Here is a 22,909-nt window from a genome sequence, read left to right on the forward strand (position 1 = left end):
GACGCAGGAGGCTTGATGGCGGTGACAGGGTTGGCGCGTCGAGTTATCCCGTCCTGGTGGGGTCGTGACCATGGCTGAGCCGGTCGAGGCCGCCGCATTGTCCGACGAGCTGGGACCGGTCGACTATTTGCTGCATCGCGGCGAGGCCAATCCGCGGACCCGTTCGGGGATCATGGCGCTGGAACTACTCGACACCACGCCGGACTGGGACCGTTTCCGGACCCGCTTCGAAAACGCCTCCCGGCGGGTGTTGCGGCTGCGGCAAAAGGTCGTCGTTCCGACGCTGCCGACTGCGTCGCCGCGTTGGGTGGTCGATCCCGACTTCAACCTCGACTTCCATGTACGCCGGGTGCGCGTCGCCGAACCCGGCACGCTGCGCCAGGTTTTCGATCTCGCCGAGGTGATTCTGCAGTCGCCGCTGGACATCTCGCGGCCATTGTGGACGGCCACACTGGTCGAGGGCCTGGCCGATGGCAAGGCCGCGATGCTTCTCCATGTCAGCCACGCCGTCACCGACGGTGTCGGTGGTGTCGAGATGTTCGCTGAAATCTACGATTTGGAACGCGAACCACCACCCAGGCCGACGCCACCGCAACCCATTCCGCAGGATCTTTCGCCTAATGACTTGATGCGTGAGGGCATCAACCATTTGCCCATGGCCATCGTCGGCGGCCTTTTGGGCGCGCTGTCCGGGGCGGTGTCGGTGGCCGGGCGAGCGGTTCTGGATCCCGTCTCCACGGTGTCGGGAATCGTGGGCTACGCGATGTCGGGCGTGCGGGTGTTGAACCGCGCCGCGGAGCCCTCGCCGCTGCTGCGGCGGCGTAGCCTGACCACCCGCACCGAGGCGATCGACATCCGGCTCTCCGAACTGCACCGGGCCGCCAAGGCGGGCGGCGGGTCGATCAACGACGCGTACCTCGCGGGTCTGTGCGGCGCGCTGCGGCGTTACCACGAGGCCCACGGCCTGCCGATCAGCACCTTGCCGATGGCGGTGCCGGTGAACTTGCGGGCCGAAGGCGCTGCGGCCGGCGGCAATCAATTCACGGGAGTCAACTTGGCGGCCCCCATCGGCACCGTCGATCCGGTGACCCGGATGAAGAAGATTCGTGCCCAGATGACGCAGCGCCGCGACGAGCCCGCGATGAACATCGTCGGTTCCATCGCGCCGGTGTTGAGCATCTTGCCCACAGCCGTGCTCGAAGGGATTACCGGCTCGGTGGTGGGCTCGGACGTGCAGGCCAGCAATGTCCCGGTCTACCCCGGCGACACCTTCGTGGCCGGTGCAAAGATATTGCGGCAGTACGGCATCGGCCCGCTACCGGGTGTAGCCATGATGGTGGTCCTGATATCGCGGGGCGGGTGGTGCACCATCACCGCGCGCTACGACCGGGCATCCGTGCGAAACGACGGGTTGTTTGCCCAGTGCCTGCTCGAGGGTTTCGACGAGATCTTGGCGCTGGCCGGTGAGCCGGCACCGCGGGCGATCCCGGCGTCCTTCACCGCCCCGGCCGGTGCGGCGTCTCGTTCGGTGTCGGGCTCATGAGCACGTCGCAACAGCAAGGCGAACAGCGCGAGACCGGCAAGCCCGGTGGCGACTTGCGGCTACCCGGATCGGTGGCCGAGATCATGGCCAGCGCTCCGGGGCCGAAGGTTGGTGCGTTTTTCGATCTCGACGGGACGTTGGTCGCGGGCTTTACCGCCGTCATCCTCACCCAAGAACGGCTGCGGCGCCGCGATATGGGTGTCGGTGAGCTGCTCAGCATGGTCCAGGCCGGTCTGAACCATACGCTGGGACGCATCGAGTTCGAGGACCTCATCATCAAGGCGTCCTCGGCGCTGCGGGGACGGCAGTTGAGCGATTTGGAGGAGATCGGCGAGCGGCTGTTTCACCAGCGAATAGAGCCCCGGATCTATCCGGAAATGCGTGAGCTGGTCCGGGCCCATATGGCGCGAGGGCATACCGTGGTCCTCAGCTCGTCGGCGCTGACCATCCAGGTCGAACCGGTGGCCCGCTTCCTGGGCATCACCAACATGCTCACCAACAAGTTCGAGGTCAATGACGACGGATTGCTCACCGGCGATGTGGTGCGGCCGATCTTGTGGGGGCCCGGCAAAGCCGCAGCGGTACAGCGTTTTGCGGCCGAGCACGGCATCGACCTCAAGGACAGCTACTTCTACGCCGACGGGGACGAGGACGTCGCCCTGATGTACTTGGTCGGCAATCCGCGGCCGACCAACCCCGAAGGCAAGATGGCTGCCGTCGCCAAACGCCGCGGCTGGCCGATTCTGAAGTTCAACAGCCGCGGCGGTGTGGGTCTGCGGCGGCAGCTGCGAACACTCGCCGGTTTCAGCACGATGTTCCCGGTAGCGGCCGGGGCGGTAGGCCTCGGCGTGCTGACCGGTAGCCGGCGGCGTGGGGTGAACTTCTTCACCTCCAACTTCTCCCAGTTGTTGCTCGCCACCAGTGGCGTACACCTGAATGTGATCGGAAAGGAAAACCTGACCGCGCAGCGTCCAGCGGTCTTTATCTTCAACCACCGCAACCAAGTTGACCCGGTTATCGCCGGAGCGCTGGTGCGCGACAACTGGGTTGGCGTGGGCAAGAAGGAACTGCAGAACGACCCGATCATGGGCACCCTCGGCAAGCTACTCGACGGGGTGTTCGTCGACCGCGACGATCCGGTGGCCGCGGTGGAGACGCTGCACACCGTCGAGGATCGCGCCAGAAAAGGGTTGTCAATCGTGATCGCCCCCGAGGGCACCCGGTTGGACACCACCGAAGTCGGGCCCTTCAAAAAGGGGCCCTTCCGGATCGCGATGGCGGCGGGGATCCCCATCGTGCCCATCGTGATTCGCAATGCGGAGATCGTCGCCTCGCGAAACTCCACGACGATCAATCCCGGCACGGTCGATGTCGCGGTCTTTCCGCCGATCCCGGTCGACGACTGGTCTCTTGACACACTCCCGGACCGCATTGCCGAGGTGCGCCAGCTGTATCTGGACACCCTGAAGAACTGGCCGGTCGACAAACTGCCCGAAGTCGACTTGTTCGCAGAGCAAAAGGCGGCGAAGAAAGCACAGGCCGCGAAGAAGCAACCGGCCAAAAAGGCCCCGGCCAGAAGCGCCGCGAAGAAGAAACCAGCCAAGAAGGCTCCGGCCAAGAGCGCTGCCAAGAAGGCCGCGAAGACCACATCGGGCAAGGCGAATCCCCGCGAGTCGAAAGTCGCCGTCACCGATGGTGAGGTTCAACAGCCGGGCACCGACCAAGCCGATGCCCGCGGATCGTCGAGCTCTGGGCCCGAAGGACTGCCGTGACCGAACCGGTCGCCGACACCAGCGCAGTCCTCACTGCTGAAGACACGCTGGTGCTGGCTTCGATGGAGTCGCCGGTCGAGATGCAGCTGATCATGCGTTGGCTGGATGAACAGCGCACCCGTCATCCCGAGGCGAAATTCGACGTTCTGAGGCTGCCGCCCCGCAATGCTCCACCGGCGGCGCTGACCGCACTTGCCGAGCAGCTCGGGTGTGGGCCCGAAGCTGACTCCGAATGTCTCGAGGACCGGTCGATTGTGCCGGTGCGGGTGTTTTGGCTGCCGCCACCGGATCGCAGCCGAGTGGCCAAGGTGGCAGGGCTGCTTCCCGGCCGGGATCCCTACCGCCCCAACCCACGTCAGCAGCGCCGCATCCTGCGCTCCGACCCCCGGCGGGCCAGGGTGATGGCCGGGGAGTCTGCCACGGTCTCCGAATTGCGCCAGCAGTGGCGCGACACCACCGTCGGCGAGAACAAGCGCGATTTCGCCCAGTTCGTCACCCGAAGGGCAATCCTGGCGTTAGCACGTGCCGAATACCGGATCCTCGGACCGCAATACAAGTCTCCCCGGTTGGTGAAGCCAGAGATGCTGGCGTCAGCGCGGTTTCGTGCCGGGCTGAAGCAAATACCCGGTGCCACCGTCGAAGAGGCTGGGAGAATTCTCGATGAACTGGCCACCGGTTGGAGCCAGGTGTCGGTAGACCTGATTTCGGTCCTGGGCAAGCTGATCAGCCGCGGATTCGATCCCGAATTCGACTACGACGAATACCAGGTCGCGGCCATGCGCTCCGCGCTGGAATCGCATCCGGCGGTCTTGCTATTCTCCCACCGGTCTTATATCGACGGCGCGGTGATACCGGTGGCCATGCAGGACAACAGGTTACCGCCGGTGCACATGTTCGGCGGCATCAACCTATCGTTCGGCGTGATGGGTCCGCTGATGCGCCGTTCGGGGATGATCTTCATCCGGCGCAATATCGGCGACGATCCGCTGTACAAGTATGTGCTCAAGGAATACGTCGGCTACGTCGTCGAGAAGCGCTTCAACCTGAGTTGGTCTATTGAAGGTACGCGGTCTCGCACTGGAAAGATGTTGCCGCCCAAGCTGGGACTGATGAGCTATGTGGCCGACGCCTACCTTGACGGCCGCAGCGAAGACATTTTGCTGCAAGGGGTGTCGATCTGCTTCGACCAGTTGCACGAGATCGCCGAATACGCCGCCTACGCGCGCGGTGCGGAGAAGACGCCTGAGGGTTTCAGCTGGCTCTACCGGTTTATCAAGGCGCAGGGGGAGCGCAACTACGGCAAGATCTATGTCCGTTTCCCCGAAGCGGTTTCGATGCGACAGTATCTCGGCGAACCGAAGGGGACGCTAGCTCATGATCCGGCCGCGAAACGGCTTGCGCTGCAGAAGATGACGTTTGAGGTGGCGTGGCGGATATTGCAGTCGACGCCGGTGACCGCGACCGGGTTGGTGTCTGCGTTGCTGCTTACTACCCGCGGGACCGCGCTGACGCTCGATCAGCTGCACCACACCCTGCAGGATTCACTTGACTACTTGGAGCGCAAGCAGACCCCGATGTCGACAAGTACGCTGCGGTTGCGTTCGCGCGAAGGAGTGCGCGCAGCGGTCGATGCATTGTCCAACGGACACCCGGTCACCCGGGTGGACAGCGGCCGGGAACCGGTGTGGTACATAGCGCCCGACGATGAACTCGCGGCGGCGTTCTATCGGAACTCGGTGATCCATGCTTTCTTGGAGACTTCGATCGTCGAATTGGCACTCGCCCATGCCCGGCATACCGACGGTGACCGCATGGCCGCTTTCTGGGTCCAGGCGATGCGGTTGCGCGATCTGCTGAAATTTGACTTCTACTTCGCCGACTCGGCAGCGTTTCGCGCCAACATCGCCGAAGAGATGGCCTGGCACCAAGATTGGGAGCGCCAAGTCGCAGCAGGCGCCGACGGGATCGACGCGATCCTTTATGCCAAGCGGCCATTGATGTCGGATGCGATGTTGCGGGTGTTCTTCGAAGCGTATGAGATTGTCGCCGACGTGTTGCGTGACGCTCCTCCCGATATCGGGCAGAAGGAACTGACGGAGTTGGCGCTCGGAGTCGGCCGTCAGTACGTGGCCCAGTCACGGGTGCGCAGCAGCGAGCCGGTGTCGACGCTGCTGTTCGCCACTGCGCGCCAGGTTGCCGCCGACCAGAACTTGATCGCGCCGGCTCCGGACCTGCTGGAACGCCGGATCGCTTTCCGGCGCGAACTGCGAAATATTCTGCGCGACTTCGACTACGTCGAGAAGGTTGCGCGCAACAAGTTCATCGCCCGCGAGTTCCAAGCGCGTCGGGGACACGCCGAAGAGAAGTCGTCGAGCACCGCCCAGTAGCTGGCGGGACGGCGGCGCCGGGCCCGGCACTGAATCCGCGGGCGCAGTCCCGCGTCGCGGCAGTCGCACCAGTTCGTCCCGCTTGGCTCAAATCAGTGCATACCGTGGGGGCCACGTCGCATTGGTCGCAACTGTCACATGTGTCCCTGCGTCGGTCGACTCGCGATGTGCCCCGGCTCACTCGGAAATTCATGGTGACCACGAATGCGGCTGGTCAACGATGTCTTCTTGCGCAGCCTTGGATGCCCGGCTCTGTTTTCGGCACACCTTGGCTCTTTTCGGCACGCCGATACCGCACCTTCGCTCAAACCGCTTGTGATGGCAGGCGTTCGGGGGATGTTTTACGTGCTCACCGAATCGGCGGTCATGCCGCCGCATCGAGTGTGCAGTGACGGCTTTGACTGTGTATGCAGGGCGGGAATGCCCACGATCGGCCGCCCTGACGGCACAGTCGGCGCCGCCAGCGCACAGTCGGCGCCTTCAGCCGCCGAGGCAACCGCATCAGCACGCGATTTCCATCTCCCCACACCGGGGCCGCAGCCCCACGACCGCTCTGCGCGACAGTTTTAGGGCCGGCCGTGCCGTGAATGAGGTTGTCGCGCAGGTGGGTACGCCGAGCCTCTGCCTCCGACAGAGGCCAGTGTTGCGGACGTGGCTATACAGCGATATGGACCGGAAGGCCCAACCAGCACAGCGCCCCGGGCCACCTGGAAGGCCCAACGGCGTGTTCTGGCTCTCGGTTCAGTGCACAATATTCGGCGCATCAGCAAGCGAATCCGCGATCAACGGACTGCAGCGACCCGGGTGCTGCGAATCGTGAGCTAACTCGGGTCGCAGCTGTCCCACTGTTTGTGATTGGCTCCGGTACGCGTCTTGCCCGGCAAACAGCGACAAGTCAACGTGCACAACGGAATTACCGCTAATCGTCGGGCACGACTCATTGCGGGGCCGGTGGCGAGCGGGTGACTGGTGGGCAGTCGGGCCATGGCGATAGCGGGGCTGTTATCCCCAGTTATCCCCAGTCCCGACCTTTTCCACTGGCCTACCTCGCCCGGGGCCCCCCGGGGGCCCGTTTGTCACTGACTTGTCGGTGACCCGGGGCTCAATGGGCATCAGCACGAGCACCACCTCGCACGAATGGGAAAGGAATGTGGAGTCACATGTTTGAAACGCAGCTGACCGTCGTCGGTCACATCGTCAACGACCCTCAGCGCCGGAAGGTTGGCGACCAAGATGTCGTCAAGTTCCGGGTAGCCAGCAATTCACGCCGACGGACCAGCGACGGCGGTTGGGAGCCGGGCAACTCGCTGTTCATCACCGTCAACTGCTGGGGCAGGCTGGTCAGCGGCGTAGGCGCGGCGCTGGGCAAGGGCGCGCCGGTGATCGTGGTGGGCCACGTGTACACCAGCGAGTACGAGGATCGCGACGGCAATCGCCGGTCCTCGTTGGAGATGCGGGCGACGTCGGTCGGGCCAGACCTCTCGCGGGTTTTCGTGCGGATCGAGAAGCCCAGCTACACTGGCCCGAGTTCCGAGAACGCTCCGGCAGCCGGAATGACAGGGCAGTCCGGGATCGTCGTGAGCGACGACTACCTCGCGGCCCGGGTTGATCCCGTCCCGGACGCGGCTGCCGCCGAGAACGCCGCCGACCACACCGCGCTACCGCTGTCGGCTTGATGCCGGTAGGCGGTGCCTAGGATGGTCGGCGGGATAACCCGGATAACCCGGCAAGACCAGAAAGGCAATACCGCGGCATGGCTGAGTTCATCTACACGATGAAAAAGGTCCGCAAGGCGCACGGCGACAAGGTGGTCCTCGACGACGTCACGTTGAGTTTCTACCCCGGCGCCAAGATCGGTGTGGTCGGCCCGAACGGGGCCGGTAAGTCGAGCGTCTTGCGGATCATGGCCGGTCTGGACAAGCCGAACAATGGTGACGCTTTCCTGGCTACCGGGGCCACCGTCGGCATCCTGCAACAGGAGCCGCCGCTGAATGACGAGAAGACAGTTCGGGGCAACGTTGAAGAGGGCTTGGGGGACATCAAGGTCAAGCTCGATCGATTCAACGAGGTCGCCGAATTGATGGCTACCGACTACTCCGACGAGTTGATGGAGGAGATGGGCCGACTCCAGGAGGTATTGGACCACGCCGACGCGTGGGACCTGGATTCGCAACTGGAGCAGGCCATGGACGCCCTGCGCTGCCCGCCACCCGACGAGCCGGTGACCAACCTGTCCGGAGGTGAACGGCGCCGCGTCGCGTTGTGCAAGCTATTGCTGTCAAAGCCCGACTTGTTGTTGCTCGACGAGCCCACCAACCACCTGGACGCAGAAAGCGTGCAGTGGCTCGAACAGCATCTCGCCGTCTATCCCGGCGCTATTTTGGCCGTCACTCACGACCGCTACTTCCTGGACAACGTCGCCCAATGGATCCTGGAACTGGATCGGGGCCGTGCCTACCCCTACGAAGGCAACTACTCGACCTACCTCGAGAAGAAGGCCGAGCGGATCGCGGTGCAGGGCCGCAAGGACGCCAAACTGCAAAAGCGTCTGCAAGACGAGCTGGCCTGGGTCCGCTCCGGCGCCAAGGCGCGCCAGGCCAAGAGCAAGGCGCGCCTGCAGCGCTACGAGGAGATGGCCGCCGAGGCGGAGAAAACCCGCAAGCTCGACTTCGAAGAGATTCAGATCCCGGTGGGACCGCGACTGGGCAGCGTGGTCGTCGAGGTCGATCATCTCGACAAGGGCTATGGCGGACGCACGCTGATCAAGGACCTGTCCTTCACTTTGCCGCGCAACGGCATCGTCGGCGTCATCGGTCCCAACGGCGTCGGCAAGACCACCCTGTTCAAGACCATCGTCGGGCTCGAAGAACCGGACAGCGGCACTGTCAAGATCGGCGAAACCGTCAAGCTGAGCTACGTCGACCAGGCCCGGGCCGGCATCGATCCGAAGAAGACCGTGTGGGAGGTCGTGTCCGACGGCCTGGATTACATAGAGGTCGGTCAAAACGAGATTCCGTCGCGAGCCTATGTGTCGGCGTTCGGGTTCAAGGGCCCGGATCAGCAGAAGCCGGCCGGGGTGCTTTCGGGTGGCGAACGCAACCGGCTCAATCTTGCGCTGACCCTCAAGCAGGGCGGCAACCTGATCCTGTTGGATGAGCCGACCAATGACCTCGACGTCGAGACCCTGAGCTCTTTGGAGAACGCCCTGGTGAACTTCCCCGGCTGTGCTGTGGTGATCTCGCACGATCGCTGGTTCCTCGACCGCACCTGCACGCACATCCTGGCGTGGGAAGGTGATGCCGACAACGAGGCCAAGTGGTTCTGGTTTGAGGGAAACTTCGGCGCCTACGAGGAAAACAAGGTGGAACGGCTCGGTGTCGAAGCTGCGCGTCCACACCGAGTTACCCATCGGAGGCTGACGCGCGACTAGTGTCAGGTCTGCCGGCCCCACGACGATGCGGCCGGTACGGCTGTTGAGGAGTGGGGCCAATCGAACAGCGCGCGGTATCGGTGGCGAGTTGGGAGCAGTCGGTATGACGAGCGATCCCGAAGTTAAGCAGGATGTCGGGGCGTGGACAACGTTCACCCGGCCGGCTGACGTCCCTGACTGGATCTCGCAGGCCTATCTGGATAGCTACCGCGGCCAATCGGACGACGAGTCGCAGACCCCCGGCTCGCTGCTGACGCCGCGCATGTTGGGTGCGCACTATCGGCTCGGTCAGCACCGCGCGGCCGGTGAGAGTTGTGTCGCGGTGTACCACGCGGACGATCCGGCGGGGTTCGGGCCGGCGCTGCAGGTGGTCGCCGAGCACGGCAGCATGCTGATGGATTCGGTGACGGTGCTGCTGCACCGGCTCGGGGTGGACTACACCGCCATCATGACGCCGGTGTTCGATGTGCGCCGCAGCCCCGCCGGTGAGCTGTTGCGCATCGAACCCAAAGCGGCCGGCACGTCACCGTATACCGGCGAGGCCTGGATTTTCGTTCAGCTCGCGCCCTCGGTGGACCGCAACGCCCTGACCGAAGTCGAACGGCTGTTACCGAGGGTCTTGGCCGACGTCCAGCGGGTCGCGACGGATGCGGCGGCGATGATCGCCACCCTGAGCGAATTGGCCGCGGCAGTTGACACTGATCCCGAAGGCCACTATGCAGCGCCTGACCGTCAGGAGGTCGCGGCGTTGCTGCGCTGGCTGGGCAATGGCAACTTTCTGCTGCTGGGCTACCAGCCCTGCCGGGTCGACGACGGGATGGTCATCGGCGACGGGTCCAGCGGCCTCGGCGTCCTGCGGGCGCGGGCAGGCATCCGGCCCCGGCTGACCGACGAAACCAAAATGCTGGTCTTGGCCCAGGCACGTGTCGGCAGCTACCTGCGTTACGGCGCTTACCCGTATGCCATCGCGGTGCGCGAGTACGTCGGGAATGGCAGCGTAATCGAACATCGCTTCGTCGGGCTCTTCACGGTCGCCGCCATGAACGCCGATGTCCTGGAAATCCCGGCGATTTCGCGCCGGGTTCGGGAGGCGCTCGAGTTGGCCGGCAGCGACCCCAGCCACCCGGGTCAGCTGTTGCTCGATGTCATCCAGACCGTCCCGCGCCCCGAGCTTTTCACCCTGAGCGCCGAGCGGCTGTTGGAGATGGCCAAAGCCGTGGTGGATCTTGGATCACAGCGACGCGCTTTGTTGTTCCTGCGGGTGGATCGGCTGCAGTTCTTCGTCTCGTGCCTGGTCTACGTGCCCCGGGACCGTTACACCACCGCGGTGCGCTTGCAGATCGAGGACATCCTGGTCCGCGAGTTCGGCGGGACGCGACTGGAATTCACCGCTCGCGTCAGTGAATCGCCTTGGGCGCTCATGCATTTCATGGTCCGACTGCCCGAAGATTCGCCCCCGGGCTCGGTCGATGTCTCCGAGGCCAACCGCCTGCGGATCCAGGCGTTGCTGAGCGAGGCCGCGCGAACCTGGGCCGACCGCCTGATCAGCGCCGCGGCAGACGGCTCCGTCAGCCACAACGACGCCGAGCATTACGCGGCGGCCTTCTCCGAGGCCTACAAACAGGCGGTCAGTCCGGCCGATGCCATCGACCACATCGCCATCATCAACAAGCTGACCGACGACTCGGTCAAGTTGGTGTTCTCCGACAGCGACGAACAGGGTCACGGCCAGCTGACCTGGTTCTTGGGCGGCTGCACCGCATCGCTTAGCGAGTTGCTGCCCATGCTGCAGTGCATGGGTGTCGAGGTCCTCGAAGAGCGGCCGTTCACCGTGACCCGTCCCGACGGACTGCCGGTCTGGATTTATCAGTTCAAGATCTCGCTGCATCGCGCCATCCCGAAGGCCACCAACGCCGCCGAGCGGGACGCGGCCGCGCAACGGTTCGCCGATGCCGTCACCGCCATCTGGCAGGGCAGGATCGAGATCGACCGGTTCAACGAACTGGTGATGCGCGCAGGGCTGACCTGGCGGCAAGTTGTCGTGTTGCGCGCTTACGCCAAGTACTTGCGGCAGGCAGGCTTCCCCTACAGCCAGTCCTATATCGAATCGGTGCTCAACGAGCATGCCTGGACCGCGCGCTCGCTGGTGACTCTGTTCGAGGCAATGTTCGATCCCAGGCCGGCGGGCTCGCGGCGCGATGCCCAAGCGGCCGCGGCCGCCGTCGCCGCCGACATCGACGCAGTGGTGGGTCTGGACACCGACCGCATCCTGCGTGCCTTCGCCTCGCTGGTTCAGGCCACATTGCGGACCAATTACTTTGTGACACGCGAGGGTTCGGCCCGAAGCCGCAATGTGCTGGCGGTCAAGCTGGACGCGCAGTTGGTCGACGAGCTGCCGCTGCCGCGTCCCAAGTTCGAAATCTTCGTGTACTCGCCGCGGGTGGAAGGCGTGCACCTGCGGTTCGGTCCGGTCGCACGCGGCGGCCTGCGCTGGTCGGATCGCCGCGACGACTTCCGCACCGAGATCCTGGGCCTGGTCAAGGCGCAGGCGGTGAAGAACGCCGTCATCGTGCCGGTCGGCGCCAAGGGCGGATTCGTCCTCAAGCGGCCGCCGCTGCCCACCGGCGACGCGGCCGCCGACCGCGATGCCACCCGCGCCGAGGGTGTGGCGTGCTACCAGCTGTTCATTTCCGGATTGCTCGACGTCACCGACAACGTCGACCACGCGACCGGAAAAGTCAGCCCACCGCCGGAGGTGGTGCGCCGCGACGGCGACGACGCCTACCTGGTGGTGGCCGCCGACAAAGGCACCGCCACGTTCTCCGACATCGCCAACGACGTCGCCAAGTCCTACGGGTTCTGGTTGGGCGACGCGTTCGCGTCCGGCGGATCGGTGGGCTACGACCACAAGGCCATGGGCATCACCGCCCGGGGTACCTGGGAGGCTGTCAAGAGACACTTCCGCGAAATCGGGGTCGACACGCAGACCGAGGATTTCACCGTCGTCGGCGTCGGCGACATGAGCGGCGACGTGTTCGGCAACGGCATGCTGCTCAGCAAGCACATCAGGCTGGTGGCGGCCTTCGATCACCGGCACATCTTCCTCGACCCGGATCCGGACGCCACCGCCTCCTGGGCGGAACGGCGGCGGATGTTCAAGCTGCCCCGATCAAGCTGGGACGACTACGAAAGGTCGCTGATCAGCGAGGGTGGCGGCGTCTACAGCCGCGTGCAGAAGGCCATTCCGATCAGCCCGCAGGTCCGTGCCGCGCTCGGCATCGACACCGACGTCACCGAGATGTCCCCGCCCAACCTGATCCGCGCGATTCTGCAGGCGCCGGTCGACCTGCTGTTCAACGGCGGCATCGGCACCTACATCAAGGCCGAGTCGGAATCGGACTCCGATGTCGGCGATCGGGCCAATGACCCGGTGCGAGTCAACGCCAACCAGGTGCGGGCCAAGGTGATCGGCGAAGGCGGCAACCTGGGGGTGACGGCGCTGGGACGCGTCGAATTCGATCTGTCGGGCGGCCGGATCAACACCGACGCGATGGACAACTCCGCCGGCGTGGACTGCTCCGACCATGAGGTCAATATCAAGATCCTGATCGACTCGCTGGTCACTGCGGGCAAGGTCAAAGCCGACGAACGCAAACAGCTGCTGGAGTCGATGACCGACGAGGTGGCTCGGCTGGTGCTCACCGACAACGAGGATCAGAACGACCTGATGGGTACCAGCCGCGCCAACGCGGCCAGCCTGTTGCCGGTGCACGCCGACCAGATCAGGCACTTGGTGGCCGAGCGGGGACTCAACCGGGAATTGGAGGCGCTGCCGTCGGAGAAAGAGATTGCGCGGCGGGCCGAGGCGGGCATCGGGCTGACCTCGCCCGAGTTGGCGACGTTGATGGCACACGTCAAGTTGGCGCTCAAAGAGGAGGTGCTGACCACCGAGCTGCCCGATCAGGACGTGTTCGCGTCCCGATTGCCCGATTATTTTCCGCGGCCGTTACGGGAACGGTTCACCTCGGAGATCCGCTCGCACCAGCTGCGTCGCGAGATCGTCACCACGATGCTGATCAACGACCTGGTGGACAACGCCGGTATCAGCTACGCCTTCCGGCTCGCCGAGGATGTCGGCGTAACTCCGATCGACGCCGTGCGTACCTACGTCGCCATCGACGCCATCTTCGGGGTGAACCATCTCTGGCGGCGCATCCGCGCGGCGAATTTGCCGGTCGCACTGTCGGACCGGCTGACGCTTGATACCCGTCGGCTGATCGACCGGGCGGGACGCTGGCTGCTCAATTATCGTCCGCAGCCGCTGGCGGTCGGCGCTGAGATCAACCGCTTCGCCGCGAAGGTCAAGGCCATGACGCCGCGCATGTCGGAGTGGTTGCGCGGTGACGACAAAGCCATCGTCGAGAAGGAAGCGGCTGAGTTCACGACTCAAGGCGCGCCCCACGACTTGGCCTACCGGGTCGCGGTGGGCCTGTACCGCTACAGTTTGCTCGACATCATCGACATCGCCGACATCATCGAGATCGACACGGCTGAAGTCGCCGACACCTACTTTGCCCTGATGGACCGGTTGGGCACCGACGGGCTGTTGACCGCGGTCTCCGAGCTTCCCCGCAACGATCGCTGGCAAGCGTTGGCGCGGTTGGCGATCCGCGACGACATCTATGCCTCGCTGCGGGCATTGTGTTTCGACGTACTGGCCGTCGGCGAACCCGACGAAAGCGGGGAGCAGAAGATCGCCGAGTGGGAGCACATCAGCGCATCCCGGGTCGAGCGGGCTCGCCGCACGCTCAACGAAATTCGGGAATGCGGCGCGAAAGACCTTGCGACGCTGTCGGTGGCGGCACGCCAAATCCGCCGGATGACCCGCACCAGCGGGCGCGGGGCGTCCGCATGAGTGTCGGTTTCGTAGCGCCGGTGGCGGTGCGCTGGTCCGACATCGACATGTACCAGCATGTCAACCACGCCACCATGGTCACCATCCTGGAAGAGGCGCGGGTCCCGTTTCTCAAAGACGCGTTCGCCGCCGACATCACCACCACCGGCCTGCTCATCGCCGACGTCCGGGTTAGCTACAAAGGTCAACTGCGGCTTTCCGATTCGCCGCTGCAAGTGACGATCTGGGTGAAGCGGCTGCGCGCGGTCGACTTCACCCTGGGTTACGAAGTACGGTCGGTCAACGCGGAACCGGACTCGAAACCGGCCGTCCTTGCCGATTCGCAGCTAGCCGCGTTCCATATCGAAGAACAGCGGTTGGTCCGCCTGTCGCCACATCATCGGGAGTATCTGCAACGGTGGCTTCGCGAATAGGGGGCGCATTAACGGAGGGAACCGGGGGCGGAGCCGAGCGCGGCCTGTGGCTGACCGACCCGGCTCACCGCGCGGATCTGGCCACGTTCGTCGAACGTGCGATGCGACTCGACGACGCGGCGATCATTCGTATCCGGGCACGGTCGGCCGGATTGCTGACAGCTTGGGTGGCAACGGGTTTCGACGTGCTGGCCAGCCGGGTGGTGGCCGGCAGGGTGCGGCCCGACGATTTTTCGGTGGGGGCAGCAGGATTGGCGCGCGGACTGGAAGCGATGGACACGTCGGGCTATGTCGATCCAGGCTATGGGATGGACTCGGCGTGGCGGGGTGCGCTGCCCCCGGAGTCCGGTTTCGTCCACCTCGATGACGTGCCGGCCCGGGTGATGCTGGATCTGGCGGCGACCGGCGCACGGCTGGCCAAGGAATACGGCAGTTCTCAGGGTCCACCGGCGTCGCTGCTGGATCAGGAGGTCATCCAGGTCAGTTCCGGCGACGTCGTCGTCGGGCTACCGATGCGCTGTGTGTTCGCTTTAACCGCAATGGGTTTCCTGCCGCAGCCCGCGGAGGTGATCGACGCCGACGAGATGATCCGGGTCCGGATTCTGCCGACCTGGTTGCGGCTCGACGCCCGCTTCGGGTCTGTGTACCGGCGGCGCGGTCATCCCGCTCTGGTCCTGCGCTGACGCGAGATGGTTTTGCTATCGCGGGTCTCGCCAGTGCAAGCGATACCGGTAGTAGAGGCCCCGTCGGACTTCGGCGTTGGGCAAAACCTCGGTGGCTACCTGTCGGATCTGATCGAGGTTTTCATGGGGCTCGGTGACCGGTACGCCGATGTCACGGGTCTCCCGATGAAGCAGCGATCCTATGCGGACCCAGGGGGTGCAGAGCAGCGACCACGCCCAGTCGCGGATCGTCGTGTTCGCCGCAAGCCCCACGACGGCCAGCTCGCCGCCGGGCTTGAGTAGCCGGCGCGCTTTGGCCAGCGCTTCTCGCAGCGGCTGGTGATGAATGCTGGCCACGAATGCGATGACATCAAAGCTTCGCTCGGGCGCGGTATAGCCCTGAAAGTCGCAGCGATCGAACGACGTGTTGGCCATCGAGTGCAGCCGGAGACGTGCTCGCTCGACTGTGGCAGCGTCAGGATCGATGCCGACCACCCGGCGCGATACCGATGCCAGCCGCTGCACCAGCAGGCCCTCACCGCACCCCACATCCAAGACGTCGCCGTGGTGTCGCGCTGCGATATCGACCAGCCATGGGTGATAGGCGGTGTTGTGGTTCCAGTAGTCCGCCACGCTGTGCGGGCTAAACCAACCAGGCCGCGGTGTCCGGCGGCAGCTGTCCGGCGACCAACGGCCCGCTCGCCATCAGCAGCTCGCCCGGGGGCAGGGTGATCGGGTGAGGGCCCGCATTCAATGCGCACACCAGCCCGCCGCCGCGGCGCCGAAATACCACCGCGTCGCCTGGTGCCGGCAGCCAATCGATCTGGCTGCCACCGAATTGGGCGTGCTCCCTTCGCAATTCGAGCGCACGACGAAAGAACGACAACGTCGAATCGGGATCTGCACGCTGCTTCTCGACGGTCAACGCGGCCCATTCCCGCGGCATCGGTAACCAGGTGTCGGCGCACGTCGAAAACCCGAACGGGGGAGCGTCGCCCGACCACGGCAGCGGCACCCGGCACCCGTCGCGGCCGCGTTCGGTGTGGCCGGAGCGTTTCCACGCCGGATCCCGCAGCGCCTCGTCGGGCAGGTCCACATCGGGCAGCCCGAGTTCCTGACCGTTGTAGAGAAATACCGCCCCCGGCAGGGCGAGCATGACCATCGCCATTGCCCGCGCCCGGCGCAGCCCAGTCACGCCGCCGCCGTAGCGGGTGACCTCCCGTCCCACATCATGGTTGGCCAGCGTCCAGGTCGGCGTGGCGTTTTCTATTGCCGCAGCCGCCAGCGAGTTCTGCACGGCGCCGTGGATCTCGGTGGCGTCGAACTCGGTCCGGGTCAGCCGGAAGTTGAAGCCGAGGTGCAGTTCGTCGGGCCGTACATATTCGGCCCATCGGGTGTTGTCCTGCACCCAGACCTCGCCGACGGTGACCGCCCCCGGGTAGTCGTCCATAACTGCGCGGATATCGCGGTGGATCGCATGTACCTGCGGGCGGTTGAAGCGTGGGTCGTCATCGGTGTGGCGCAAGATCTTGGCTTCGTCGGCGGCGTCGGGCAGCCCAGCGGGCTTGGCCATGCCGTGGGCCACGTCGATGCGGAACCCGTCCACCCCGCGTTCCAGCCAGAAGCGCAGTGTCTTCTCGAAGTCGTCGAAGACCTCTGGGTTGTCCCAGTTGAGGTCGGGCTGCTCGGCGTCGAAGAGGTGCAGATACCACTGGCCTGGGTTGCCGTCCGGTTCGGTCACCCGAGTCCATGCCGGTCCGCCGAAGACGGACTCCCAATTGTTCGGCGGCAGCGACCCGTCCGGGCCCCGGCCGTCGCGAAAGAAATAGCGGTCCCGCGCGTCGGTGCCGGGGCCGGCGGCCAGCGCCGCCTGAAACCACGGGTGCTGGGAGCTGGTGTGGTTGGGCACTACGTCCATGGTGACCTTGATGCCCCGTTGATGTGCAGCCGCGACCAGTCGTTCGAACGCTGCCATCCCGCCGAAAAGCGGATCGATGTCCCGAGGGTTGGCAACGTCATAACCGTGGTCGGCCATCGGCGAGACGGTGACCGGGTTGATCCAGATCCCGTCGACGCCGAGCTGCTGCAAATACTCCAAGCGGGCCGTAAGCCCGTCGAGGTCGCCGACCCCGTCGCCGTCGCTGTCGGCGAACGAGCGCGGATACACCTGGTAGAACACCGCGTCCGACCACCACGGCCGTGGCTGATCTTCTCGATCCACTGCGGCGGCCATCAAAACGCGGAATTCACCAACGAGTGGGCTGCCATCTCGAGATAGGCGAGCAACTCGCGGCGGCGCTCGTCGTCCAGGGTCTGTGCATCGATGGAGGCGATCGCGGTGTGCATGCACCGCAACCAGGCGTCGCGCTCGATGGGCGTGATCCGAAACGGCATGTGCCGCATCCGCAGCCGGGGATGCCCGCGCTGTTCGGAGTAGGTTCGCGGGCCGCCCCAATATTGCTCGAGGAACATCCGCAGTCGCTCTTCGGCGCCGGATAGGTCCTTCTCGGGATAGAGCGGACGCAGGATTTCGTCTTCTGCGACTTGTTCGTAGAAGCGTGACACGATCGCGTCGAACGTCTTGGCGCCGCCGACGGCGTCGTAGAAGGATTGCTGTTGCGGTTCCATTGCTTCCATTGTGGTCTATGAATCGCCGACGCCGCGTGATGTCGATCTCACCTTCGGCTCCGGTCCGACCATCCCTAGCGGTTGGGGCCGAATCGTCGCTTGGCGCTCGCCATGTCGGCAGCAAGCCGGTCCAACAGATCGCGCAGCGGCGACGGCGGCAGGCCTGCGCCACCCGTTTCGAAGGTGCTCAGCTCGACGCCGGCCTTGGCGCACTCGATGAAAGACCAGGGTATCCCCGGTTCGTCGGCGCCCAATCGTTCGGTGATCGTGGCCACGGAGCGCTCCTGCAGCGCGGCCATCTCCGCGAGCACCGACATGAGGCGATGCTCGTAGCGGGCGCGGCACATGGTGGCCTCGTCACCCACCGAGCGTTGAGCTGCTGTCCCGATGCTGACGCAGCCGTCTGATGCCACTACGAAGCCTTCCTGGCGTGCGGCGCCGGCGATCTCCAACCTTTTCCCGTCGAGGTGCTGCATCCCGGAAATGCAGTCGTCAATCGCGCGCAAAGCGGTCTGGAGCCGTTCGGGCAGTTCCCGGCGCCGAGGCTCGGCGCGATCGGCGGCATCTCGTTCAGCCAAACCTTTCGCGATCCCGCGCTTGGCGGCCAGCGCGGCTTGCCTGGATCGCGAGAAACTCAGCGCTGCCGGCAACTGTGGATCTGGCTCGATGATTTCGATGACGCGGTTCATCGAGGCGAGCAGCTCAGCCACGGCGGCACGCGGGGTGAGCGGGTTTCGCGCGATGCGGCGATAGCGTTCTGCCGTCGTGTCCTCATTACCGGGATCACCTGGCGGACCCGCACCACCCGGCATGTCGACAGCTCCTCTTGTTGAGCGCCGGATGGCGCAGCGGGATCGCGACCAGTGATGCCAGTGTTGCACTCCGCTACCGCCGCTGCCGACGCCTAGCGGCAGTACCGTCGGTTCGGTACCCCGGTGTTCACCCGATCGACACGGCGTGGTCCAGGCAATTGGCGTGCGGTCGGCAAAAAATCATGGTGGACTGTTCCGCGGAGGATCTATGGCGCAGGGCAAAAAGCGCCGCAGCCATCGCAATAGCGGTGCCGCGGCAGGTGGAACAGGGCCTGCAACCGCAGCATGCCTGCACAGTGCCCACCCCCACCGACCCGCCCTGGGGGTCGAAACCCATCCGCCCAACCGCTCGGAGAGCGCATCGGTCTGGAACCGCCGGCGGGTGCTGCTGCTGAACTCCACCTACGAGCCGCTCACCGCGTTGCCGATGCGGCGGGCGGTCGTCATGGTGATCTGCGGTAAGGCCGACGTGGTGCATGACGATCCCGCCGGTCCGGTCATCCACTCGGCGACCAGCTCGATCGTGGTGCCGTCGGTCATCCAGCTGCGAACTTACGTCCGGGTTCCTTACCGGGCGCGGGTCCCGATGACCCGTGCTGCGTTGATGCACCGCGATCGCTTCTGCTGCGCCTATTGCGGGGCCAAGGCCGATACCGTCGACCACGTGGTGCCACGCAGCCGTGGGGGCGAGCACTCGTGGGAGAACTGCGTCGCGTGCTGCTCGACATGCAATCACCGCAAGGGCGACAAGCTGCTGACCGAAATCGGCTGGTCACTGCGCCGCAGGCCGCTGCCGCCGACCGGGCAGCACTGGCGGCTGCTGTCCACGGTCAAAGAGCTGGACCCGTCGTGGGAGCGATACCTCGGTGAAGGCGCGGCCTGATTTTCTGCCGTCCTCGGTGCCCTGAGGGGCCCTCGGTGGGATACGGTTTGCGTCGTGAACGCTATGGAGATTCACCTCTTGTTCGTCGGAATCCCGCTGTTGCTGGTGGTCGTGCTGGCATTGATGATCTTCACCCGCAAGGGACCGCACCCCGCAACCTACGAAATGTCGGAGCGTTGGACACATCCACCGATCCTGTGGGCCGCGACCGACGAAGCTGTCGGCGGCGCCCACGGCGGGCACGGTTCGTCAGAGTTCTCGGTTGGAGGTGGCGCCAGTGGCACATGGTGACGTTGCGACGATTGAACCCACCGATCTGGCGAAGGGCTGGGTGATCACCAGCAGCGGCCGGATCTCCGGGGTCACCGAGCCCGGGGAACTGTCGGTGCACTATCCGTTCCCGACCAAGGACCTCGTGGCTCTGGACGACGCGCTGGTCTACAGCTCGCGGGCGTCCAGGGCTCGCTTCGCCGTCTACCTGGGTGATCTGGGTGATGACACCGCCGCACGGGCGCGGGAGATTCTGGCGAAGGTACCCACACCTAACGACGCGGTGCTGATCGCGGTTTCACCCAACCAGTCCGCCATCGAGGTGGTCTACGGCTCGGCGCTGCGGGGCCGCGGTGCCGAGTCGGCAGCTCCCCTGGGCGTGGCCGCCGCGTCGTCGGCGTTCGAGCAGGGTCACCTGATCGACGGGCTGATCAGCGCGATCCGCGTCATCAGTGCCGGGATCTCGGCGGCATAATTCCACCCGGGCGCGACCGTGCGCGGTCGTACACCCGCGGCGGTTCGCGTTGCAGGCGCAGACGCGACGTTCGCGCTATTCGGACGCGTCGAATCGCCGGGCCCGCAGCGACCGTTTGACGCCGGCTTGGCCCTCCAGCACCAACCGGCGCAACGGCGGCGGTAGCTCGGAGTCCGGGGCGGACAGGAAGCTGTCGGCGGCGGCGATGCCTTCCTCGCTGATGTCGGAACCGGGATACAGCCCTATTACCACCGATTGCGCGACCTCGCTGGATCGCCGTGCCCACACTCCCGGGATCGCCTCGAAATAGCGTGCGGTGAACGGCTTGAGCAGCTCAGCTTGCCCCGGCGCGGCGATGCCCGCGATGATCGCGCGGCTGGTGGCGTTGGCCAGGGTGTCGTCTTCGACCACGGTGGTGAAGGCGCTCTCCTTGACCTCGAATTGCGGCCGCGCCGCGCGGGCCTGGGCGGCGTACCGCTTGCCGGTGGCGGTCGGGTCGCGCTGTTCTTCGGCATCGATCCTCGGTGACTGCGGCCCGTCGGCGTCAACGGCGCCCGCGGTTGCCAGCGCGATCACGATGCGCCAGCGCAGGTCGGCGTCGACGTCCAAGCCCGCCAGTCCCAATTCGGCGGGGTCACCGTCGAGCAGCGCGACCACGGTTTCGACGTGGCGGGGCGACAGCACCGACCCGCACAACGCGTTGACGAAGGCCAGCTGATGATCGGAGCCGGCCGCGGCGTCGCGGGCCAATTGCAGTAGCCGGTCGGCGAACTGCGGCCAACCATGCTCGCGGGCCCAGCACGGCTCGGCGTAGGAACCCAGCGCGGTCTGCGCCTGCATCAGCAACCGCTGCGCCACGCCGACCTCGGTCTCGGCCTGCACGCCGGCCGAGACCAGTGCCACGAAGTCGCGGGCGCGCAATTCGGCCTCGCGGGTCATCTCCCACGCTGCCGACCACACCAGGCTGCGCGGCAGCGGCTCGGCGATGCCGGCGATGCACTGCAGTGCTGTCTGCAGTGACTCGGCGTCCAGCCGCAGCGAGCAGTAGGTCAGGTCGTCGTCGTTGACCAGAATCAGCTTGCCGCGCGGAACACCAACCAGCGCAGGCACTTCCGACTCCGGGCCGGCGACGTCTAGTTCCTCGCGGTGGACCCGGACCAGTTTGCCCGACCCGCTGGAGACATCGTCGTCATAGATACCCACCGCCAGCCGGTGCACCCGGGTCTCACCCGCGCCCGGCGCGGCCCCGCTCTGCTGCACCGTAAACCGGGTGAACCTACCGTCCTCGTCGACGTCGAAGTCCGGCCGCAGCGTGTTGAGCCCGGTGGTCTTCAGCCACTGTTGACCCCAGGTCGACAGGTCGCGGCCGGAAGCCTTTTCCAGCGCGGCAATCAGATCGTCGAACGTGGCGTTGCCGAACGCGTGGCTGCGGAAGTAGTCGCGCAGCCCGGCCAGGAAATGCTCCAGCCCGACGTAGGCGACCAGCTGTTTGAGCACCGACGCACCCTTGGCGTAGGTGATGCCGTCGAAGTTCACCTCCACCGCGGCCAGGTCGGGGATGTCGGCGGCGATCGGGTGCGTCGACGGCAGTTGGTCCTGGCGGTAGGCCCATGACTTTTCGACGGTGGCGAACGTCGTCCAGGCCTCGGTGAACTCGGTCGCCTCGCTTTGGCACAGCACCGATGCGAAGGTGGCGAAGGACTCGTTGAGCCACAGGTCGTCCCACCACTTCATGGTGACCAGGTCGCCGAACCACATGTGTGCCATCTCGTGCAATACCGTCTCGGCGCGCCGCTCGTAGGCGGCGCGGGTGACCTTGCTGCGGAACACGTAGTCTTCGAGGAAGGTCACCGCGCCGGCGTTTTCCATCGCACCGGCATTGAATTCGGGCACGAACAGCTGGTCGTATTTACCGAACGCGTAGGGCAGCCCGAAGTGCTTGTGGTAGAAGCCAAATCCCTGCTTGGTCTGGGTGAACAACCGCTCGGCGTCCATAAATTGCGCCAACGACGCCCGGCAGTAGAGCCCCAGCGGGATCTCGCCGTGCTCGTCGCGGTAGGTGTCATGCCAGGCGGCGTACGGTCCGGCGATCAGCGCCACCAGATAGGTGCTCATCGGCGGGGTGGTGGCAAAGGTGTGCACCCCGTTGTCCACCCCTTTGTCCAACGAGGTGGCAGCGGCGTTGGAGATCACCTTCCAGTGCCCGGGCGCGGTGACCCGCAGCTCGAACGTGGCCTTGAGGTCGGGCTGGTCGAAGCAGGCGAACATCCGCTTGGCGTCGGCGGTTTCGAATTGCGAGTACAGGTACGTCTCGCCGTCGACGGGGTCGACGAAGCGGTGCAGACCTTCGCCGGTGTTGGAGTACCGGCAGTCGGCGTCGACGATGACGACGTTGCGGTTGGCCAGCCCTCGCAGCGGGATCCCGGTCGACTCGTCATAGCCGGAGACGTCCAGTTCTGCGCCATTGAGGCTGGCGTTGCGGACGGTCTCGGCGGCGATGTCGATCACCGTGTCGGCGCCGGCGAGCGCGTCGAATACCACCGTGGTGGTGGACCGGAAAGTCTGTTCGCCGGGGCCGCCACGCCCGTCGGTCACATCGAGGTTGATCTGGTAGCTGTCGACGGTAACCAGGGCGGCGCGCTCGATTGCCTGTTCGCGGGTGAGATTCGGAAGGGCCACGGGCTCCAACATATCGACAGCCACGCAACACGGGGATCTC

The 22,909-nt window shown here is 65.4% G+C and carries 16 protein-coding genes; 11 read left to right on the top strand and 5 right to left on the bottom strand.

Annotated features, from left to right (window positions below):
- Positions 1 to 70 precede the first annotated feature (70 nt).
- From CDN38_RS22120 to CDN38_RS22155, 8 genes are all read left to right on the top strand, one after another.
- Entirely contained in the window at positions 71 to 1,543 is a 1,473-nt protein-coding gene (locus CDN38_RS22120) for a WS/DGAT/MGAT family O-acyltransferase (protein ID WP_075512961.1), read from the top strand.
- Entirely contained in the window at positions 1,540 to 3,315 is a 1,776-nt protein-coding gene (locus CDN38_RS22125; RefSeq protein WP_099319177.1) for an HAD-IB family hydrolase/lysophospholipid acyltransferase family protein, read from the top strand. The genes CDN38_RS22120 and CDN38_RS22125 overlap by 4 nt, the downstream gene beginning before the upstream one ends.
- Positions 3,312 to 5,702: a glycerol-3-phosphate 1-O-acyltransferase gene (locus CDN38_RS22130; RefSeq protein WP_075512916.1), complete on the top strand. Its 2,391-nt coding sequence runs from the start codon at positions 3,312 to 3,314 to the stop codon at positions 5,700 to 5,702. Before CDN38_RS22125 ends, CDN38_RS22130 begins: the two co-directional genes overlap by 4 nt.
- A gap of 1,148 nt (positions 5,703 to 6,850) precedes the next feature.
- Positions 6,851 to 7,378, top strand: coding sequence for a single-stranded DNA-binding protein (locus CDN38_RS22135; RefSeq protein WP_306316101.1), 528 nt, complete (start codon positions 6,851 to 6,853; stop codon positions 7,376 to 7,378).
- A gap of 77 nt (positions 7,379 to 7,455) precedes the next feature.
- Positions 7,456 to 9,132 carry an energy-dependent translational throttle protein EttA gene (gene ettA, locus CDN38_RS22140; protein ID WP_036418315.1) on the top strand — a complete coding sequence of 559 codons (1,677 nt, stop codon included), beginning with the start codon at positions 7,456 to 7,458 and terminating at the stop codon, positions 9,130 to 9,132.
- Between the two features lie 103 nt (positions 9,133 to 9,235).
- On the top strand, positions 9,236 to 14,047 hold the full coding sequence (locus tag CDN38_RS22145) for an NAD-glutamate dehydrogenase (RefSeq protein ID WP_075512917.1): 4,812 nt from the start codon (positions 9,236 to 9,238) through the stop codon (positions 14,045 to 14,047).
- Positions 14,044 to 14,460 carry an acyl-CoA thioesterase gene (locus CDN38_RS22150; RefSeq protein WP_075512918.1) on the top strand — a complete coding sequence of 139 codons (417 nt, stop codon included), beginning with the start codon at positions 14,044 to 14,046 and terminating at the stop codon, positions 14,458 to 14,460. The genes CDN38_RS22145 and CDN38_RS22150 overlap by 4 nt, the downstream gene beginning before the upstream one ends.
- Entirely contained in the window at positions 14,457 to 15,143 is a 687-nt protein-coding gene (locus CDN38_RS22155) for a DUF8010 domain-containing protein (RefSeq protein WP_075512962.1), read from the top strand. The genes CDN38_RS22150 and CDN38_RS22155 overlap by 4 nt, the downstream gene beginning before the upstream one ends.
- Positions 15,144 to 15,158: 15 nt before the next feature.
- Here CDN38_RS22155 and CDN38_RS22160 read toward each other — a convergent pair whose 3' ends face one another.
- The 4 genes from CDN38_RS22160 to CDN38_RS22175 form a co-directional block, all read right to left on the bottom strand.
- Positions 15,159 to 15,755, bottom strand: coding sequence for a class I SAM-dependent methyltransferase (locus CDN38_RS22160; RefSeq protein ID WP_075512919.1), 597 nt, complete (start codon positions 15,753 to 15,755; stop codon positions 15,159 to 15,161).
- Between the two features lie 10 nt (positions 15,756 to 15,765).
- Positions 15,766 to 17,355 (bottom strand): glycoside hydrolase family 13 protein, encoded by a 1,590-nt coding sequence (locus tag CDN38_RS22165; protein WP_099319178.1) that lies wholly within the window; start codon positions 17,353 to 17,355, stop codon positions 15,766 to 15,768.
- Positions 17,355 to 17,750 (bottom strand): globin, encoded by a 396-nt coding sequence (locus tag CDN38_RS22170; RefSeq protein WP_075512963.1) that lies wholly within the window; start codon positions 17,748 to 17,750, stop codon positions 17,355 to 17,357. The genes CDN38_RS22165 and CDN38_RS22170 overlap by 1 nt, the downstream gene beginning before the upstream one ends.
- Before the next feature lie 74 nt (positions 17,751 to 17,824).
- Positions 17,825 to 18,562, bottom strand: a complete 738-nt coding sequence (locus CDN38_RS22175; protein ID WP_075512921.1) for a hypothetical protein — start codon at positions 18,560 to 18,562, stop codon at positions 17,825 to 17,827.
- A 208-nt stretch (positions 18,563 to 18,770) separates the two neighbouring features.
- On the opposite strand from CDN38_RS22175, the gene CDN38_RS22180 reads away from it, so the two are divergent.
- The 3 genes from CDN38_RS22180 to CDN38_RS22190 all read left to right on the top strand — a co-directional run bounded on the left by CDN38_RS22180 (position 18,771) and on the right by CDN38_RS22190 (position 20,190).
- The gene (locus CDN38_RS22180; protein WP_075512922.1) at positions 18,771 to 19,445 is read left to right on the top strand and encodes an HNH endonuclease; all 675 of its coding nucleotides are present in this window, start codon (positions 18,771 to 18,773) and stop codon (positions 19,443 to 19,445) included.
- Between the two features lie 63 nt (positions 19,446 to 19,508).
- Complete coding sequence (ctaJ, locus tag CDN38_RS22185; protein WP_036418297.1) at positions 19,509 to 19,736, top strand: aa3-type cytochrome oxidase subunit CtaJ; 228 nt, start codon at positions 19,509 to 19,511, stop codon at positions 19,734 to 19,736.
- Entirely contained in the window at positions 19,723 to 20,190 is a 468-nt protein-coding gene (locus CDN38_RS22190) for a DUF5130 domain-containing protein (protein ID WP_075512923.1), read from the top strand. The genes ctaJ and CDN38_RS22190 overlap by 14 nt, the downstream gene beginning before the upstream one ends.
- Before the next feature lie 75 nt (positions 20,191 to 20,265).
- On the opposite strand, the gene pepN is transcribed toward CDN38_RS22190, so the two are convergent.
- Positions 20,266 to 22,869, bottom strand: coding sequence for an aminopeptidase N (gene pepN / locus CDN38_RS22195; RefSeq protein ID WP_075512964.1), 2,604 nt, complete (start codon positions 22,867 to 22,869; stop codon positions 20,266 to 20,268).
- Positions 22,870 to 22,909 lie beyond the last annotated feature (40 nt).

The sequence above is a fragment of the Mycobacterium ostraviense genome, from assembly GCF_002705925.1.
Lineage (GTDB): Bacteria > Actinomycetota > Actinomycetes > Mycobacteriales > Mycobacteriaceae > Mycobacterium > Mycobacterium ostraviense.

Bases quoted from the DNA above. Each gene is read 5' to 3' on its own strand.
- CDN38_RS22120 (WP_075512961.1), top strand. From the start codon at position 71: ATGGCTGAGCCGGTCGAGGCCGCCGCATTGTCCGACGAGCTGGGACCG.
- CDN38_RS22125 (WP_099319177.1), top strand. From the start codon at position 1,540: ATGAGCACGTCGCAACAGCAAGGCGAACAGCGCGAGACCGGCAAGCCC.
- CDN38_RS22135 (WP_306316101.1), top strand. From the start codon at position 6,851: ATGTGGAGTCACATGTTTGAAACGCAGCTGACCGTCGTCGGTCACATC.
- ettA (WP_036418315.1), top strand. From the start codon at position 7,456: ATGGCTGAGTTCATCTACACGATGAAAAAGGTCCGCAAGGCGCACGGC.
- CDN38_RS22145 (WP_075512917.1), top strand. From the start codon at position 9,236: ATGACGAGCGATCCCGAAGTTAAGCAGGATGTCGGGGCGTGGACAACG.
- CDN38_RS22150 (WP_075512918.1), top strand. From the start codon at position 14,044: ATGAGTGTCGGTTTCGTAGCGCCGGTGGCGGTGCGCTGGTCCGACATC.
- CDN38_RS22165 (WP_099319178.1), bottom strand. From the start codon at position 17,355: ATGGCCGCCGCAGTGGATCGAGAAGATCAGCCACGGCCGTGGTGGTCG.
- CDN38_RS22170 (WP_075512963.1), bottom strand. From the start codon at position 17,750: ATGGAACCGCAACAGCAATCCTTCTACGACGCCGTCGGCGGCGCCAAG.
- CDN38_RS22175 (WP_075512921.1), bottom strand. From the start codon at position 18,562: ATGCCGGGTGGTGCGGGTCCGCCAGGTGATCCCGGTAATGAGGACACG.
- CDN38_RS22180 (WP_075512922.1), top strand. From the start codon at position 18,771: ATGGCGCAGGGCAAAAAGCGCCGCAGCCATCGCAATAGCGGTGCCGCG.
- ctaJ (WP_036418297.1), top strand. From the start codon at position 19,509: ATGGAGATTCACCTCTTGTTCGTCGGAATCCCGCTGTTGCTGGTGGTC.